The sequence below is a fragment of the Pseudomonas sp. Pseusp18 genome (assembly GCF_059506005.1).
On sequence record NZ_CP169240.1, the window covers coordinates 1,675,711 to 1,692,372 of the forward strand.

General features: G+C 54.2%; 15 protein-coding genes. 8 read left to right on the forward strand and 7 right to left on the reverse strand.

Annotated elements, in window-relative coordinates; all coding sequences use genetic code 11:
* Nucleotides 1-296: 296 nt before the first annotated feature.
* From ACEN9A_RS07420 to ACEN9A_RS07440, 5 genes are read right to left on the reverse strand one after another with little or no spacing between them, the layout of a single operon-like run.
* Nucleotides 297-2,489, reverse strand: a complete 2,193-nt coding sequence (locus tag ACEN9A_RS07420) for a glucosyltransferase domain-containing protein (RefSeq protein WP_258672864.1) — start codon at nt 2,487-2,489, stop codon at nt 297-299.
* A 5-nt stretch (nt 2,490-2,494) separates the two neighbouring features.
* On the reverse strand, nt 2,495-2,908 hold the full coding sequence (locus ACEN9A_RS07425) for a GtrA family protein (RefSeq protein WP_258672865.1): 414 nt from the start codon (nt 2,906-2,908) through the stop codon (nt 2,495-2,497).
* Nucleotides 2,908-3,861 (reverse strand): WxcM-like domain-containing protein, encoded by a 954-nt coding sequence (locus ACEN9A_RS07430; RefSeq protein ID WP_309475232.1) that lies wholly within the window; start codon nt 3,859-3,861, stop codon nt 2,908-2,910. Before ACEN9A_RS07430 ends, ACEN9A_RS07425 begins: the two co-directional genes overlap by 1 nt.
* Complete coding sequence (locus ACEN9A_RS07435; protein WP_018929828.1) at nt 3,854-4,801, reverse strand: glycosyltransferase family 2 protein; 948 nt, start codon at nt 4,799-4,801, stop codon at nt 3,854-3,856. The genes ACEN9A_RS07430 and ACEN9A_RS07435 overlap by 8 nt, the downstream gene beginning before the upstream one ends.
* A complete protein-coding gene (locus tag ACEN9A_RS07440; RefSeq protein WP_258672866.1) occupies nt 4,798-5,895 on the reverse strand; it encodes a DegT/DnrJ/EryC1/StrS family aminotransferase in 1,098 nt (365 codons plus the stop codon). The genes ACEN9A_RS07435 and ACEN9A_RS07440 overlap by 4 nt, the downstream gene beginning before the upstream one ends.
* Nucleotides 5,896-6,174: 279 nt before the next feature.
* Between ACEN9A_RS07440 and ACEN9A_RS07445 the strand changes: the two genes are divergently transcribed.
* The 8 genes from ACEN9A_RS07445 (at nt 6,175) to ACEN9A_RS07480 (ending at nt 14,660) form a co-directional block, all read left to right on the forward strand.
* On the forward strand, nt 6,175-7,188 hold the full coding sequence (locus ACEN9A_RS07445) for a UDP-glucose 4-epimerase family protein (RefSeq protein WP_258672867.1): 1,014 nt from the start codon (nt 6,175-6,177) through the stop codon (nt 7,186-7,188).
* A complete protein-coding gene (locus ACEN9A_RS07450) occupies nt 7,185-8,207 on the forward strand; it encodes an MraY family glycosyltransferase (protein ID WP_019650521.1) in 1,023 nt (340 codons plus the stop codon). The genes ACEN9A_RS07445 and ACEN9A_RS07450 overlap by 4 nt, the downstream gene beginning before the upstream one ends.
* 115 nt (nt 8,208-8,322) lie before the next feature.
* Nucleotides 8,323-10,317 carry a polysaccharide biosynthesis protein gene (locus tag ACEN9A_RS07455; RefSeq protein WP_033047119.1) on the forward strand — a complete coding sequence of 665 codons (1,995 nt, stop codon included), beginning with the start codon at nt 8,323-8,325 and terminating at the stop codon, nt 10,315-10,317.
* 113 nt (nt 10,318-10,430) lie between these two features.
* On the forward strand, nt 10,431-10,766 hold the full coding sequence (locus tag ACEN9A_RS07460; RefSeq protein WP_019650523.1) for a ComEA family DNA-binding protein: 336 nt from the start codon (nt 10,431-10,433) through the stop codon (nt 10,764-10,766).
* A gap of 193 nt (nt 10,767-10,959) precedes the next feature.
* The gene (locus ACEN9A_RS07465; RefSeq protein ID WP_258672868.1) at nt 10,960-11,754 is read left to right on the forward strand and encodes an SDR family NAD(P)-dependent oxidoreductase; all 795 of its coding nucleotides are present in this window, start codon (nt 10,960-10,962) and stop codon (nt 11,752-11,754) included.
* Nucleotides 11,755-11,785: 31 nt separating this feature from the next.
* Nucleotides 11,786-13,060 carry a beta-ketoacyl-ACP synthase II gene (fabF, locus tag ACEN9A_RS07470; RefSeq protein ID WP_258672869.1) on the forward strand — a complete coding sequence of 425 codons (1,275 nt, stop codon included), beginning with the start codon at nt 11,786-11,788 and terminating at the stop codon, nt 13,058-13,060.
* 78 nt (nt 13,061-13,138) lie between these two features.
* Entirely contained in the window at nt 13,139-13,792 is a 654-nt protein-coding gene (locus tag ACEN9A_RS07475) for a GntR family transcriptional regulator (RefSeq protein WP_258672870.1), read from the forward strand.
* Between the two features lie 16 nt (nt 13,793-13,808).
* Complete coding sequence (locus ACEN9A_RS07480) at nt 13,809-14,660, forward strand: urea carboxylase-associated family protein (RefSeq protein WP_258672871.1); 852 nt, start codon at nt 13,809-13,811, stop codon at nt 14,658-14,660.
* A 99-nt stretch (nt 14,661-14,759) separates the two neighbouring features.
* Here the strand turns inward: ACEN9A_RS07480 and ACEN9A_RS07485 are convergent, their stop codons facing one another.
* Together ACEN9A_RS07485 and eat are read right to left on the reverse strand one after the other, a co-directional pair.
* Nucleotides 14,760-14,927: a DUF2897 family protein gene (locus ACEN9A_RS07485; protein ID WP_008006000.1), complete on the reverse strand. Its 168-nt coding sequence runs from the start codon at nt 14,925-14,927 to the stop codon at nt 14,760-14,762.
* A 128-nt stretch (nt 14,928-15,055) separates the two neighbouring features.
* On the reverse strand, nt 15,056-16,420 hold the full coding sequence (eat, locus tag ACEN9A_RS07490; RefSeq protein WP_258672872.1) for an ethanolamine permease: 1,365 nt from the start codon (nt 16,418-16,420) through the stop codon (nt 15,056-15,058).
* Nucleotides 16,421-16,662 lie beyond the last annotated feature (242 nt).

Consider the following 16,662-nt stretch of genomic DNA (forward strand, 5'->3'; position numbering starts at 1 on the left):
CCAGATTGCCGGTGATCTGGTAGGTGAGGGTCGGGGCGTATGGGGCGCTATGCGACGAACCCTTGTGGGGCGGTGTTCATTTAGCACGTAACTAAAAACGCCGGCAACTTGGCCGGCGTGATTGATTATCTGCATCCACTGCTGTGTGAAGACTGGACTCCTGTGAAACTTTTGTCCAAAGTTTTGTGCCTCGCTGATGGCGAGCCAGATACTGCAGGAGAGTCGCGTTAATACAGCGCGATGCTTCCTGCGCATCACTTACGATGGGCAGGAGGCTGAAGTGTATTGGTCTAGTGCTATTTTTTTATCTCAATCCAGTCAAGTCTTCCCGAAAACCCATAGTAATTGTCATCAACGTCACTAATGAAAGTGACTGTATTCATTCCGTCTCGAATTTGGCTCTTGACGAGTTCAGCCTGAAAGCTGTTGTCGTCCTTCCATTCAAAGGGGATGTTGATACCATTCACTTCAATTTTCATGCTCTTTTTTATTGCCGGGTTGACGATTACATCGAACATTCCGCGCAGCTGATAACGGTCTGATGAAGGTGAAAACTTAAAATCGAGGAATGCCTGTTTATTTGTTTTCCATGCTGAGGCGTTATGCTGAAATTTGTTAACACTCCATTCAGCTTCGCGCCAACCAGAGCCCGCTATTGGCAGTTCCATACTCCACCAGTTACCAAATCCCCAAAAGTAATGCTCATCGGATTTCTGGTCGGTGAAACCAATCAGGCGATTATGATAGTCAGGTTTGTCGATAAATCCACGATAGATCGCGCCAGTGCGGCTTTGGTCACTGCGTAACATTTTCGCGCGGTTTGTATTGGCCTCGGAGTTTTCATCTGGATTTACAATGATTGTAACGGCTTGAGATTTGGCTAACTTTTTGTCTTCCAAACTTTTGGTGGGTTCGAAACCTGGACCACTTATAGGTGTTGGGTAATGAAAAGTCCATTCATTAGCGGTTTCTTCACAGGTTCCCTTTCGGCCAACACTGTCGGTATGCTGCCACTCATTGCCATTTTCGCGGCATACCTCCATTGAATTAAATGGATGCCCGTAAATATAATTAAGAGTGGCCTGTAAGTTTTCGTTTATAAACATCCAGGTGTTATTGAGCTGGTTTGTTTTGTCGACGATTACTAGTGTTTTGTTGTTGGTTTCACCGTCAAAATTTTCGACGATATTCTTTAGAATATTGCGCTGTCTATCCGATATTTTTACATAGTGGTGGAATTGATATAGTTGGCTTGAGAGGCCGATAAAAACGAATAGGGCTACGCCAAGTGCTGCCAGATTTTTGCTGGCTTTGCCAATGCCAATAAGTATGGCGAGCGTCACAAACACACCGCCTGGTGTCGCGAACAAGAACGTACGTTGGCTTATCGCTTGATGTGATACCGAGAGTAGAAAAGGGGCATACCCTAGCAGTACCAAAGTGACGCCAGCAATTAACATGCGGATAATGACTGGCGAGTAAATATCGGCTTCTGCGGGCTGGCTTTTTCTGTAATTGGAAAGTAAAAGAAAAGACGCGATAAATAATATAAGCACTATGCTTATGGCATACCAGTAGGAGCTGAACTCCGCGGCAGTTATTCTTGTTGCATCATACCATCCCCCCAGGGTTGTTCTCAGCAAGCCTATCGAGAACAGGTTTGGAAGTGCATGCCTGATCGTGGTAATAATACTGGTGCTGCCAGCGATACCACTCTGATAACTGTTAACGAGTGGTGCCGTATGGATAGCGTAAGCAATGTACGAAAATGCACCCACAAACCAAATCAGATGCTTCCATATGTGTTGGCGTACTTGGAGGATAACTGATTTTAAATCTGATTTTATGAATATTGTTAAAAGTGGTAGTGCAGTCAGTAATAGTGACGCTTCATACATCGCGCAGGAAGCCAGTAATAGTATTGCTGACGCGATACTCAATAAATACGATGTGATTCTCGATGTCGCTTGCAAAGCGGCTATGAATATCGAGGTTCCAAGCAGTACCGAACTAAGCGCCCAGTTTATGTGGAGCGCTCTGAACGATAATTGCATAGTGTCGGCTGGATAAATTATGATCAGCAGGCCTGCAATCACTCCCCATTTTAATGAGCCGGTAATATGGCTTATTATGTAACTCAGGCTTGAGCCTTTTACGCAGAGTGAGAGTGCAAGGAGCACATTCCAATACTTGAAAGAATAGGGGTCTAAATAGTAAGCGATGGCTTGAGGAAGAATCGTTAGTGGGCGTAGCGCATGTGCAGCCAGTGGGCTGGTAGTGTCAGTTACAAAGAACAGTCCATGAGTTGTAAACGACCCTAGCAATCCCCACTCTTCTATCAAGCCGATCAGCGAAAATCCGTACGGTACCCACAACGCCAAGACCAAAATAGCAACTGGTAAGATGTGCGCCATCCAAGACTTTATCCCGATACAAGAGCGCGACGGGGAAAAATTTTGGGATAAGCTTTGCTTTGTCAGGTTTGTCATTTGCTTTACTGATCCATTCCTGCCTTGGGCTGATCTGTAGCTTTAAGTATTGTTTTGCTAAGCAAGTAGGTTACAGGCAGAAGCAGTACAATTATCAAAAGCGGTGCTATTTCTTTGGGTATTCCTAGCCTTTCCACCATAAGGCTAAGCATTAAGGCGGATAACATATACTGGAGCAAATACACAATTGGATAGGCCATCAAGCCTTTCCATGATTTTTTCACATTGAAAACAATGTGTGCGTTAAACAGGTACGAGAATAGGATCCCGGTTATGTAAGCGATGACGTAAGATTTTTGATAGCTTATATGCATGTTCAGTAGTAAATAGATTCCATAGGTCAGGAGGGTGTTCAAACAACCTCCTGCCAGGAACGATACCCATCGACGTATATTTTCTTTAGAGATGGTAATGCTCACTAGTTTTTTGAGCCCGTTATTTTAACAAAATCAGAATAGTCTCGAATGTAGTCGGCCGAATCGTAGTAGTCTGAAGTGAATACCAGCAGTACTGCATCTTCGGAATATTTGTACTGAATGCCCCAGATCAAAGGTGGCAAATAAATCCCTTTGTTCGGTGCGTCGAGCATTACTTCCGCGCGGTTTTGACCATCATCTACCACGACGGCGCAACTCCCTTTCACGCAGATGAGGAACTGATGGCAGTTGTGATGAGCATGCTCACCGCGGGTTTTTTGGTTGGGTACATTGAACACCAGGAAATAGCGCTTCGGAATAAAAGGGATTTCCTTTTCGAATTCGCCTACTGACAAATCGCCCCGCATGTCCGCAACGTATTTGAAGTTGTGTATGGTGACGTCGCCCACACCAACTCTTGTAATTCCTTCTTGCGACTTTGCATTTTCAACGAGTTTCGGTTTTTCGCTGTTGTCGCTTGCCGCTGAATTCTCTACATATCCGGTAATCCGCGCCGGTGACCCTGTCACGATCGCATACGGAGGCACGGATTTGGTGACCACTGCGCCCGCTCCAACCATTGCCCCCATACCGATGGTGACGCCAGGGAGGATGACGGCGCCGCCGCCGATCGAGGCCTTGTCGTGTATCACGGTTGGCAGAAATGCTTCCGGGTAGACCTTGGAGCGTGGAAACTTGTCATTGGTGAAGGTGACGTTTGGGCCAATGAACACATCATTACCAACCCTCAGGCCATCCCAAAGATAAACACCCGACTTGATCGTCGTTCTGTCGCCGATAACAACATCATTTTCAATCAGGCAGTGAGAGCAGATGTTCACATCCGTGCCGATCACCGCTTCAGGAAAAACTACAACATACTGCCAAACACGTGTGTTTTGGCCGATGTTGTTACTTTTGACATCTGCGCTAGGGTGGATCGTCGGGTTAGACATGACGGATTTGCTCTCGGTTGTTCAACTGTATGCTCACGACTGCCAACGGTCGCTGTTTGGTGTTCTCATACGCTCGCCAGGCATAGGTACCTACAAGACCCAGACCCAGAAGATTCAAGGTGCCCAGCAGCAGGACCACGACCATAGTGGCGGCGTAGCCTGGTACTGCGATGGTGCCGTGAATTTTTGCAATGATGACCATCAGGCCTATTGCCGCTGACACTAATGAGCCTATCGCGCCCATTTTGACCAATAAACGAATAGGGTAGTCAGTGAAAGCGAAGACGCTGTCCATCATGTATTCGAGCTTCTTCTTGAACGTCCAGGCTGACTTGCCTTCCTGGCGAACCTGGCGATCGTAGTCGACGAATTTTCTTCTGAAACCGAGCCAGAATATTAATGCGATCAATGACGAGCGAGATTCTTCAAGCTTCAGAAGTTGCTCTTTGAACGCGTTATTGCAGCCAAAGATATCTACGCCGCCCTTGGGCATATCGTGGACGACCAGCTTTCTGTAAAGCCCCCAGAACATTGAAGAGGCCATTCGGCTAAAAAGCGGGTCTTTACGGGCGTTGCGGGTACCGATGGCAACGTCACACTCATTATTTGAAAGTGAGTGAAAGAAGCTGATCAGCAACTCCGGTGGTTCCTGAAGGTCGGCAGCCATGACACCGAAGTATTTTCCGGTTGCTGCCATGAGGCCCGTTCGAATCGCTGGGAATGAACCGAAATTCCTCGAATGGGCCAATAGCTGCGCTGCAAAAGGCAGGTTTGGCAGTTCTTTTTGAATCAACTCAAACGATGCATCCGGGCTGCCATCGACGACAAAAACCGCCTCTACCTCGTTGTTCAGGCTCTCGTTGATTTCACTGAGTGCCTGAATCAAGCGTGGAATGGATTCTGCGTTTTTGTAAACCGGGATGATGATCGAGTAGGTCATGCCGCCCATCCATTGACGGCTGTGATCACGGCACTGACTTCATGCTCTTCCATTTCTGGGTAGCATGGCAGTGTCAGAATCTCTTTTGCCAAACGCTCGGTGTTGGCCAGGTGGCAGTCAGCGTTCACATTCTTGAATACAGGTTGTTTGTAGTCAGGAATCGGGTAGTGAACCTCAGACGCGATTTCCAGGCTACGCAGATGTTGCTGCAGCGCATCACGTTTCTGGCTCTTGATGACATACAGGTGAGCAACCCAGGCATCACTTGTTCCTTGCGGATGAACAATGTCGGGTTGATTGATTTCGTTGCGATAACGTTCGGCAATCTCATGACGTCGCGCATTGCCCTGATCAAGATGGGGCAGAAACTCGGAGAGAATGGCTGCTTGCATTTCGTCCAGGCGACTGTTTCTGGCTCCGCCCAACTCTACGCAATATTTGGAGGACCATCCGTATTGACGCAACTGTGCGACTCGTTGCGCAATCTCAGCCGAGTTGGTGACGACTGCGCCACCGTCGCCCAGGGCTCCGAGGTTTTTTGTCGGGTAGAAACTGAAGCTCGAGGCGTCCCCGAATGTACCTACGCGTTTGCCATGCATGCTGGCACCGTGTGCTTGTGCGCAATCTTCCAGGAGCACAATGCCTTTGTTTGCACAGAAAACTGCAATCTCCTGGATCTCCGGGATGGCCAGGCCATAAAGATGCGTCACGACGACAGCTTTGGCTCCCGATTCCACGGCGCGTTTCACTTCCGCGAGGGTCACGACCTGGGTTTCGAGATCGACGTCCATGAAGGTGGGTACGGCACCGATGGACAGAACAGAAGTGGTTGTATACATGCCGGCATTGGCAACCGTGGCGACAACGTCACCTTTTTCTACACCCAGAGCCTTGAGGGCCAATTCGATTGCATCGGTGCCATTGGCGACGGTTATGCAGTGGTCGGCGCCCAGGTATTGGGCAAAGGACGCTTCAAAGCGTTTGACCTCGGGCCCCAGCACAACCCATCCGCTGGACACCACGCGTTGGATGGATGCATCGATCTGATCTCGGTATTTGGCGATTTTCGCGCTGAGATTATTGATTTGCTGCATCGATGTGCTCCCTTCGAGGCCTAGCCTGTTGAATTTAGTGTTTATTTTGAATCGCTTGCTGACGCCATTCATCTTGGCGAGGCGCCTCGGGCTCTACTCATAGAGCTTTTGGTCAAAATTGGTGGGATTCTATCTCTCTCGGGTGTTTGCTCCAACCTGTGTGATGGAAATTCGCCTTGAATCCGATTGTATTTCCTCATCTACGGACCAGAGGCCAAGCGGTCAGAAGGAGGGCAGGGCTCTAACACGCCAATTCAACGCTCAAAATGAAGCATTTTCGTGGTAGATTATTCCATTGCTATCAATTTTTTGAATCGGTTTGAAATGTCAAAAAAAATACTCGTGACCGGTGCGACAGGGTTTCTGGGAGGCGCGCTGGTGAGGCGTTTCTGCACTTTGCCGGAAACATCGGTTGTGGCTCCGCTCAGAAATTTGAATAGCAAGTTACCTGACGAAGTAGAAAAAATTTATATATCGAATATAGATCGAGCCACCAACTGGGCTCAGTCTCTCTCTGGTGTGGATGTGGTTGTGCATTCGGCGGCCCGGGTGCACGTGATGCATGAGGACCCGGAACAATCACTGGAAAAGTTTCGTGCGATCAATGTAGAAGGGACACTAAATCTGGCGCGCCAGGCCATACAGTCTGGTGTTAAAAGATTTATCTTTATCAGTTCTATCAAGGTTAATGGGGAAAGTACTGCGCCAGGACGTGCGTTCTCGGCAGATGATATTCCATTGCCTTTGGATTCCTATGCGATTTCCAAGTGCGAAGCAGAACAACAACTCATGCAACTGGCCAATGCAGGAGCCATTGAAGTTGTAATTATCCGTCCAGTACTTATTTACGGTGCAGGTGTAGGTGCGAACTTTCAGCAAATGATGCGATGGTTGATCAAAGGCATTCCACTACCATTCGGGGCAGTGAACAATCACCGAAGCCTTGTGTCACTGGAGAATGTCGTTGATCTGATCAATACGTGTGTCGATCATCCCCGCGCAGCGAATCAGGTCTTTCTGGCAAGCGATGATAGTGATGTTTCGACGACCCAGCTGATGCGGCGCCTTGTCACCTGTTTGGGGGCGAGAACCTGGCTTGTCCCCATTCCTTCAGGGGCGTTGGTGTTCCTGGCTGGCTTATTGGGACGGCGCGCGGTGGCTCAACGGCTTTTCGGCTCATTGCAGGTTGATATCCAGAAAAACAAGGAGTTGCTGGGCTGGTGTCCACCAGCAAGTCTGGATGATGGATTGAAATTGACGGCACAGCATTTTCTGGAGTCTCGCCAAAAATGAGTTATGCGTGGTTTATTCCGGTGGCTGTCTGTATTTCCTTTTTGCTGACGGCGGCGTTACGCAAGTACGCGATTTCTCGAAGTTTGATGGATGTTCCGAACGCCCGTAGCTCTCACGTTGTTGCAACACCGCGTGGTGGTGGCGTCGCAATTGTCGTCGCTTTCATTGTGTCGTTGATGTTTCTGTACGCCGCAGGACTGATTACACCATCTGCCTTTGTCGCGAGTGCAGGGGCAGGGCTCTCGGTAGCGTTGATTGGCTTTATGGACGACCACGGACATATCGCCGCACGTTGGCGTTTGTTGGGGCATTTTGCAGCGGCAGTCTGGCTGCTGGGCTGGATGGGGGGGCTACCCCCCGTCGAATTGTTTGGCGCCCATGTCGATATGGGCTGGGCAGGTCATGTGCTGGCCGCTTTTTATCTGGTGTGGTTACTCAATCTCTACAATTTCATGGACGGAATCGATGGCATTGCCAGCGTAGAAGCCATTAGTGCCTGCCTGGGGGCCTGTCTGCTGTATTGGTTGGCAGGTCTGGAAAGTCTGATGTGGGGAACATTGTTTCTCGCCGCTTCTGTGGCAGGTTTCCTTTATTGGAATTTCCCACCCGCGAAGATTTTCATGGGCGATGCCGGCAGTGGATTTCTCGGCATTGTGCTGGGTGGGCTGTCTCTGCAGGCAGCATGGGTGAGTGCGCCGATGCTATGGGCTTGGCTCATTTTGCTAGGGGTGTTCATCGTTGATGCAACATTCACTCTGTTTCGCCGCCTGTTAAGAGGAGACAAAGTCTATGAAGCCCACCGCAGCCACGCCTACCAGTTCGCCTCACGTCGTTTTCGCAAGCATTTACCGGTAACCATCGCTGTTGGCGTGATCAATTTGTTCTGGCTGTTGCCGATAGCCTTGTGCGTGACACGTTTTGGTCTGGATGGCGCTTTGGGAGTCATTTTGGCTTATGTGCCATTGATCGCGCTGGCAATGAAATTTCGCGCCGGAAATCTGGAAGATCCAGCGGTATAGAACTAAGCAGTATCTACTCTGTCATTTGAGTCTAGAGTGATCGCGACGCACCTTTGAGGTTTCACCACGGTGAAGGGGCTGCTGAGAGGAGGAAACTAAGGTGTTTGAAGGGTTGATGGATAAAATCAGAGCGTACCTGGTTGGGCTGCCCCGGCGTCGAAAAAGGTTGATACAGGTCGCTACGGACATCCTGCTGGTCTGGATTGCCTTGTGGTTGGCATTTATCGTGCGTCTGGGCCTTGACGATATGTACAACCCCTTGCGGGTCCACTTTTGGCTTTTTGTCTGCGCGCCCGTCATCGCTATTCCCTTGTTCATACGTTTCGGCATGTACCGTGCCGTCATGCGTTATTTCGGTAATGACGCGCTTATCGCCATTATCAAGGCGGTCAGCCTTTCATCGCTTATTCTCGCTGTCGCTGTGTATTGGTACAGCAATCACGAAACAGTAGTACCGCGCTCAATCGTCTTCAACTACTGGTGGCTCAGCCTCGTGATCATAGGCGGCCTGCGCCTGTGTATGCGCCAATATTTCATGGGCGACTGGTTCGCTGGCGCTCACCATGTGCCGTTTACCAATCGCGATAACGGTCTCACCAAAGTCGCGATCTACGGCGCCGGCGTAGCCGGCAATCAGCTTGTTGCCGCACTTCGCATGGGCCGGGTCATGCGTCCCGTGGCGTTCATCGATGATGACCCAAGTATTGCGGATCGATCGATCGCCGGCCTCCAGGTCTACAAACCCAAACACATTCAACAGATGATCGATGAAACAGGAGCGCAGGAAATTCTCCTGGCCCTACCGTCATCCACCCGCGCACGACGCAGGGAAATTCTCAATCTGCTGGAAGCCTACCCCCTCCATGTGCGAAGCGTCCCGAACTTCACCGATCTGGCCAGCGGTCGGGTCAAGGTTGAAGACATTCAGGAAGTGGATATCGCTGACTTGCTGGGCCGTGATGCCGTGCCAGCCCAGGCCGATTTGCTGGAGCGCTGTATCAAAGGCAAGACCGTGATGGTCACGGGCGCCGGTGGCTCGATCGGATCGGAGCTGTGCCGACAGATTTTCTCGCTCGGCCCGACCACGCTTCTGCTTTTTGAACACAGTGAATTCAATCTTTACAGCATCCTGTCGGAATTGGAGCAGCGCGCCTGCCGTGAGTCGGTCTCGGTCAAATTGCTACCGATCCTTGGTTCCATCCGTCACCCGCACAAACTGCTCGATGTGATGAAGACCTGGGGGGTGGACACCGTCTATCACGCCGCTGCCTACAAGCATGTGCCAATGGTCGAGCACAACATTGCCGAGGGCGTGCTGAATAACGTAATCGGAACCCTGAATACGGCTCAGGCTGCGTTGCAGTCGGGGGTCGCCAACTTCGTGCTGATCTCCACTGACAAGGCCGTACGTCCGACCAACATCATGGGCAGCACCAAGCGTTTGGCTGAGTTGACGCTTCAAGCCCTGAGCCGTGAAATTGCCCCTGTGCTGTTCGGCGATAAAGCCAATGTATCGCGCGTTAACAAGACCCGTTTCACCATGGTGCGCTTCGGTAATGTATTGGGCTCTTCCGGTTCGGTGATCCCGCTGTTCCACAGCCAGATCAAATCCGGCGGCCCGCTGACCGTCACGCACCCGAAAATCACCCGCTACTTCATGACGATCCCCGAAGCCGCGCAATTGGTGATTCAGGCCGGCTCCATGGGGCAGGGCGGCGATGTGTTCGTGCTGGACATGGGCGAACCGGTAAAAATCGTCGAGTTGGCGGAGAAGATGATTCACTTGTCCGGCTTGAGCATCCGTTCCGAGCGAAATCCCCAGGGCGATATCTCGATCGAGTTTACGGGCCTGCGTCCGGGGGAGAAGCTCTACGAAGAGTTGCTGATCGGCGATAACGTTGCCGCGACGCCACATCCGATGATCATGACCGCCAACGAAGACCATTTGCCCTGGGACGTGCTCAAGGGGCGTTTGAGCGAGTTGCTGCTTGCCGTCGAACAGGATGATTACTCCCGCGTCCGTCAACTTCTACGCGAAACGGTCAGCGGCTACACGCCCGACGGCGAGATCGTCGACTGGATTCACCAGCAACGCCGCCTCGAGCCCTGATTGTTTCACATCCTGTAACGGACACACTTTTGACAGCTCCATCACATCGCCTAAGTTTGGGAGGCAGCTTCGGAAAAGCTGCTTCTTCCAATCGATGTCATGGAGCTTCATTTATGCGTACTGGCTATTTCTACTCTCTGGTTTTTGCCCTGCTCACCAGCGCCTCTATTGCGGCCATCGCTGCGCCGATGGCTGCGCCAGAGGCTGCCAAGGCACCGTTGATGCTGGACGCTGCCGCCAAGCCTCAAACCGCTAAGGTCGATCTGAATGGGGCCGATGCGCCAACCCTGCAACGGGAGTTGTCCGGGATCGGTGAGGCGAAGGCCAAGGCGATTGTTGCTTATCGTGAGAGTAATGGGCCATTTTCGTCGGTAGACGAACTGCTGGAAGTGAAGGGTATCGGCAAAGCCATTCTGGACAGGAATCGCGAGAAGCTGGAAGTGAACTAAGCTTGTAAATCCACACCAGGAGGCCGGTCATTGACCGGCCTTTTTTGCTTATTGCTGCAGAGGGCTATCTGGCACCTTTTATCGGGATGCAAAAAATTACGGCTATCATATGGCGATAAAATTATGCCTATAATAAATCCGTCGTTCGCTGAAACGTTCGTCTTCCCTTAAGCATCCACCCAGGAGCACTGTCATGAATTCTGTCCAGACCCAAGGTACGGCCCTTGTCACCGGCGCTTCTTCCGGCATCGGTGCGGTTTACGCGCAACGGCTGGCGGCGCGTGGTTTTGATTTATTGCTGGTCGCCCGTGATCAGGAACGACTCGAGGCTGCCGCGAGCAAATTGCGCGCGGAGCATGGTGTTCAGGTTGAGGTGCTCAAGGCGGATCTGACGCAAAAGGATGATGTTTTGAAGATTGAGCAGCGTCTGCGCAGCGATTCAAGCATCAGCCTATTGTTGAACAACGCCGGTATCGCGGCGGATGGTTTGTTGGCCAACGCCGACATGGATCAGATGGAGCGCTTGATTCAGTTGAACGTCACCACGGTGACGCGGTTGGCTTCGGCGGCGGCAGCCGGTTTTATCAAGGCCGGTCGTGGGACGATTATCAATATTGCGTCGGTGGTGGCGTTGTTTCCTGAGCGGTTCAACGCGACGTACAGCGCGAGCAAGGCTTATGTATTGAGCCTGACTCAGTCGTTGAGTACTGAGCTGCAAGGCACCGGGGTTCAGGTGCAAGCGGTATTGCCGGGAGTGACACGCACCGAGATTTTGGAGCGCTCAGGTATTGATGCGTCCCAGATTCCGGAGGACATGATCATGGACGCGGGAGAGATGGTCGACGCGGCGTTGTCGGGTCTGGATCAGGGTGAGCTCATCACCATTCCTTCCTTGCCGAATCTCTCGGAGTGGGAATCCTTTGTGGCGGCGCGTCATGCGATGGCGCCGAATCTGTCCAGAAGCATTGCCGCCGCGCGTTACAAGTGAGGCGCCATGAATCGACTGAGGTATTTGCGCTATGAGTAATCGTCGGGTGGTAGTCACGGGCATGGGCCTGGTGTCTCCGTTGGGTAGCGGTGTCGAAGCGGTTTGGGCGCGTTTGTTGGCCGGGCGCTCCGGGTTGCGGACGTTGCCGGATGAGGTGGTTGCCGGTCTGTCGACCACGGTCGGTGGCGCGGTGCCGACCTTGGCGGAAGATCCCGAGGCGGGTTTTGACCCGGAGCGGGCGACGCCGCCCAAAGAGCAGAAGAAGATGGACCGCTTCATTGTGTTCGCCATGGAGGCGGCGCGTCAGGCAGTGGAGCAGGCCGGTTGGCAAGCGCTCGACGCCAATGCCCAGGAGCGCACGGCTACTATTATCGGCTCGGGCGTGGGTGGTTTCGGCGCGATTGCCGATGCGGTGCGCACCACCGACAGCCGTGGTCCGCGACGGTTGTCGCCGTTCACCATTCCTTCGTTTCTGGTCAACCTCGCCGCGGGCCATGTGTCGATCCAGCACGGTTTCAAGGGGCCTTTGGGGGCTCCGGTAACAGCGTGCGCGGCCGGGGTTCAGGCGATTGGTGACGCGGCGCGGCTGATTCGCTGCGGTGAGGCGGACATTGCGGTGTGTGGCGGCGCGGAGGCGGCGATCGATCGCGTCAGCCTCGCCGGGTTCGCCGCGGCGCGGGCCTTGTCCAGCGGTTATAACGACACCCCGGAGCGCGCCTCGCGGCCGTTCGACAGTGGTCGCGATGGCTTCGTGATGGGCGAGGGTTCGGGCCTGCTGGTGATCGAATCCCTGGAACATGCCCTGGCACGCGGCGCTCAACCATTGGCCGAGCTGGTTGGTTACGGCACCAGCGCCGATGCCTATCATCTGACTGCGGGGCCGGAGGATGGCAGCGGTGCGCGTCGGGCAATGTCGCTGGCGTTGGCTCAGGCAGGCATTTCGCCGGCACAGGTGCAGCATCTGAACGCGCACGCCACCTCGACACCGGTTGGCGATTTGGGAGAGTTGGCGGCCATCAAGTCGTTGTTCGGCTCGGACAACAAGATCGCGGTGACGTCGACCAAGTCCGCCACCGGGCATCTGCTCGGCGCCGCAGGCGGAGTCGAGGCGATCTTTACCCTGTTGGCACTGCGCGATCAGGTGGTGCCGGCCACGCTCAACTTCGATAACCCGGATCCGGCTACCGAAGGCGTGGACATCGTCCATGGCCAGGCACGGCCATGGACCATCGACTACGCGATGTCCAACGGCTTTGGATTTGGCGGGGTGAACGCCAGCGTGTTGTTCAAATACTGGGAGGATTAGTTCACGACAGGCAGGTGATGGCACGAATAGTGATTACTCATTCGCTGACGATTGTTGAACAATCACGAGGCGTTGAGTATGAGCAGCGGACTGTCCCTGGCCGATCACATCACATTGGAATTGCGCGCTGACATCATCGGCGGTCGTTTGCTGCCCGGCATGGCGCTGGTGGAAAACGATCTGGTGTCGGCTTACAACGCCTCGCGCAACACCATTCGCGAGGCGTTGCACCGTCTGGGGCAAGAAGGGCTGACCCGCTATGTCCGCAACAAGGGCGTGATGGTGCGCAGGCTGGGTGTCGACGATGTGCGCGATCTGTTCAAGGTTCGGCGTACCCTGGAACTGCAAGCCATCAGCGCCAGCCAGCCATTGCGTGAGTATCAATCCGACCGGATGCTCGAAGCCCTGGAGGCCACCGAACTGGCCCGGGAGCGTGAGGACTGGCGCGCCGTCGGCACCCACAGCCTGGCCTTTCATCAACACATCGTCGGATTGCTGCGCAGTCCGTTGTTCGATGAGTTCTTCACCAACGTCGTCGCGCAACTGCGCCTGGTGTTTTGCACCGCCCCCGATGAATCACGTTTTCAGGCGCCCTGGCTGGCGCGTGACCGGCAGATACATGAGTTGCTGGCCGACGGCGACAAACGCGCGGCCGGCGACGCCATGAGCCGTTATCTCGACGATTCCGAACACCTCCTGTTGCAGATGCTTGCCCCTTCTTCCCATCACTGATCGAGGATTTTGTGCCATGTACAAAGACTATCCGGCGGCCTATCAAGTCAGCAAAGGCTCGGCCTTGCAGGTGGACACAGCCTTCTATGAACGGATCCGCGACCAGAAAGAGGGGCGCACGCTGATCGAGCAGTTCGAAGTGCCGATCCGCACCGGTCGCGCCTGGAATGTGCCGGCCGGGCATGTGTTCAGGGTCACGACCCCTGTCGGCCCGCAAGTCGGGGATTTCAACGTCTGGAATGCCCACGATCCACGCGAGCGCTTGTGGGCGGCGCGAACCCGGCAGTTGCAAGGCGCCCATGTCAGCACCCATGACCGGCTCTGGTCGAACCTGCCATTTTTACGGCCGCTGGTGACCATTACCGACGACAGCCTGGCCGGTTATGGCATCGACGAACACGGCGGGCGTCTGCACGATCTGCTGGGAACGCGCTGCGATCCTTATGTGAACAAAATGCTTACCGGCGAAGACTTCCATCATCACTGCCACTCCAACCTGACTCGCGCCGTATTGCCCCATGGCCTGACCGAGTTCGATGTGCATGACGTGTTGAACATTTTCCAGTGCACCGGCCTGAACCACGACGACCTGTATTTCATGAAAGCCTGCCCGGCGCAGAAGGGCGACTATCTGGAGTTCTTTGCCGAGATTGATCTTTTGTGTGCGCTATCGACCTGCCCGGGTGGCGATCTGTCGCTGGCCATGTGGGGGCCGGATGCGCAGGATCCGTTGAGCGTCTGTCGCCCGCTGGGAGTGGAGATTTATCGGTTGGAGGATTCGTTGCTTGAGGGCTGGAGCTCGCCGGAGCGTGCGGCTTACAAAGGGTTGCATGGCTTACACATTGCCAAGGCGGCTTGGGAAAAGTAAGGGCAAAAGCAAAAAGATCGCAGCCTTCGGCAGCTCCTACAGGGGGAACGCATATCCCGCGTAGGAGCTGCCGAAGGCTGCGATCTTTTGATCTTTGATCTAGCGGTCCTGCGCATCCTTGGCATCCGCTTCAGCATTGCGTTCGGCGACGCGCTTACGTTGCTCTTCAGTCAATTCGACCTTGTTGGCGGTGTCGCGCAGCATCATCAAACCGCCAACGATCGAGCCGATGGCAACGATCAGAATCAACCAGGCATACCAGGGCATAGGCGTTCTCCTTAAGGGCAGACCGGTGGACAAGGGTTTCGCCAACCGATCTTGCATACCACTTTTGAGCGATGGAATTTCGCAGTGGTTCCATTCTATGCCTGATCCGACAGCAGCACTGCGGCTGTTTAGAGCCCGGTCAACATCGCATCCGCCGGCGCATCGGCACGCAGTTGCGCGGTCAGCATGAAGTACACGAAACCCACTGCCATGAAGCCGAGGAAGATCAACCCGATCAAGGTGTTGAACCAGGCCATCGCCACCAGGCAAACCACCGCCAACACCAGCGCAATGAATGGCAGCAACGGGTAGCAAGGCGCGCGGAAAGTGCGTTCCAGGTTCGGTTCGGTTTTGCGCAGTTTGAACAGGCTGAGCATGCTCATGATGTACATCACGATCGCGCCGAATACCGCCATGGTGATCATCGCCGCCGTCAGCGTCATGCCGCCGAGGTTGATCAAACCGTCGCTGTAGATCGCCGCGATGCCGATCACGCCACCAGCGATGATTGCCCGGTGCGGGGTCTGGAAGCGCGACAGTTTGGCCAGCGATGCCGGCAAGTAACCGGCTCGGGCGAGGGCGAAGAACTGCCGCGAGTAGCCGAGGATGATCCCGTGGAAACTCGCCACCAGGCCGAACAGGCCAATCCACACCAGCATGTGCAACCAGCCGGAGCTTTCGCCGACCACGGCTTTCATCGCTTGCGGCAGCGGATCGTTGATGTTCGACAGGGTGCGCCAGTCGCCGACACCCCCGGCAAAGAACATCACACCCATCGCCAGCAGCACCAGGGTCAGGATGCCGCTGATGTAGGCCTTGGGAATCGTGCGCTTCGGGTCTTTGGCTTCTTCGGCGGCCATGGCCGCGCCTTCGATGGCCAGGAAGAACCAGATGGCAAACGGGATCGCCGCGAACATCCCGGCAATCGCCGGTGCACCGAACACATCAGAGCCGGCCCAGCCGTTGAGGGCGAAGTTGCTGAAACTGAACGCCGGGGCGACCACGCCCATGAACACCAGCAGTTCGGCGACCGCCAATACGCAGACCACCAGTTCGAAGGTGGCGGCCAGTTTCACGCCGAGAATGTTCAGGCCCATGAACACGATGTACGCCCCGACTGCTGCGTGTTTCGGGTCGAGCGCGGGAAACTGCACGTTCAGATAGGCGCCGATCGCCAGGGCAATCGCCGGTGGCGCGAAGACGAATTCGATCAGGGTTGCCAGTCCGGCAATCAATCCGCCTTTCTCTCCAAAGGCACGGCGGCTGTAGGCAAAGGGACCGCCGGCATGGGGAATCGCGGTGGTCAGCTCGGTGAAACTGAAGATGAAGCAGGTGTACATCGTGGCGACCATGAATGAGGTCACCAGAAAGCCCAGCGTACCGGCCACGCCCCAGCCGTAACTCCAGCCGAAGTACTCACCGGAAATCACCAGCCCGACCGCGATTCCCCACAGGTGCAGCGTGCCCAGCGTGGGTTTGAGTTGTGTGTTCATGTGTTGCCCCCTGAACGGTTTGGAAAGCTCGGGGGAGGGCGTGTGCAGCGGGCGTGCCAGTGTTGTGATGGCAGTCGTAAAGCGCCAAAAGGTGTCGTATCGGGGATGTTCGCCGCTGGATGGGCGCTATTTGTGCGCCAGTTGGGGGCGTTGTCGGCTGTTCCGCCGCCTTCGCGGGCACCACCGTAACAACGCCATAACCCCACTTTTTACGCATTCTTTATGCCCCGCCGCACCCCTCG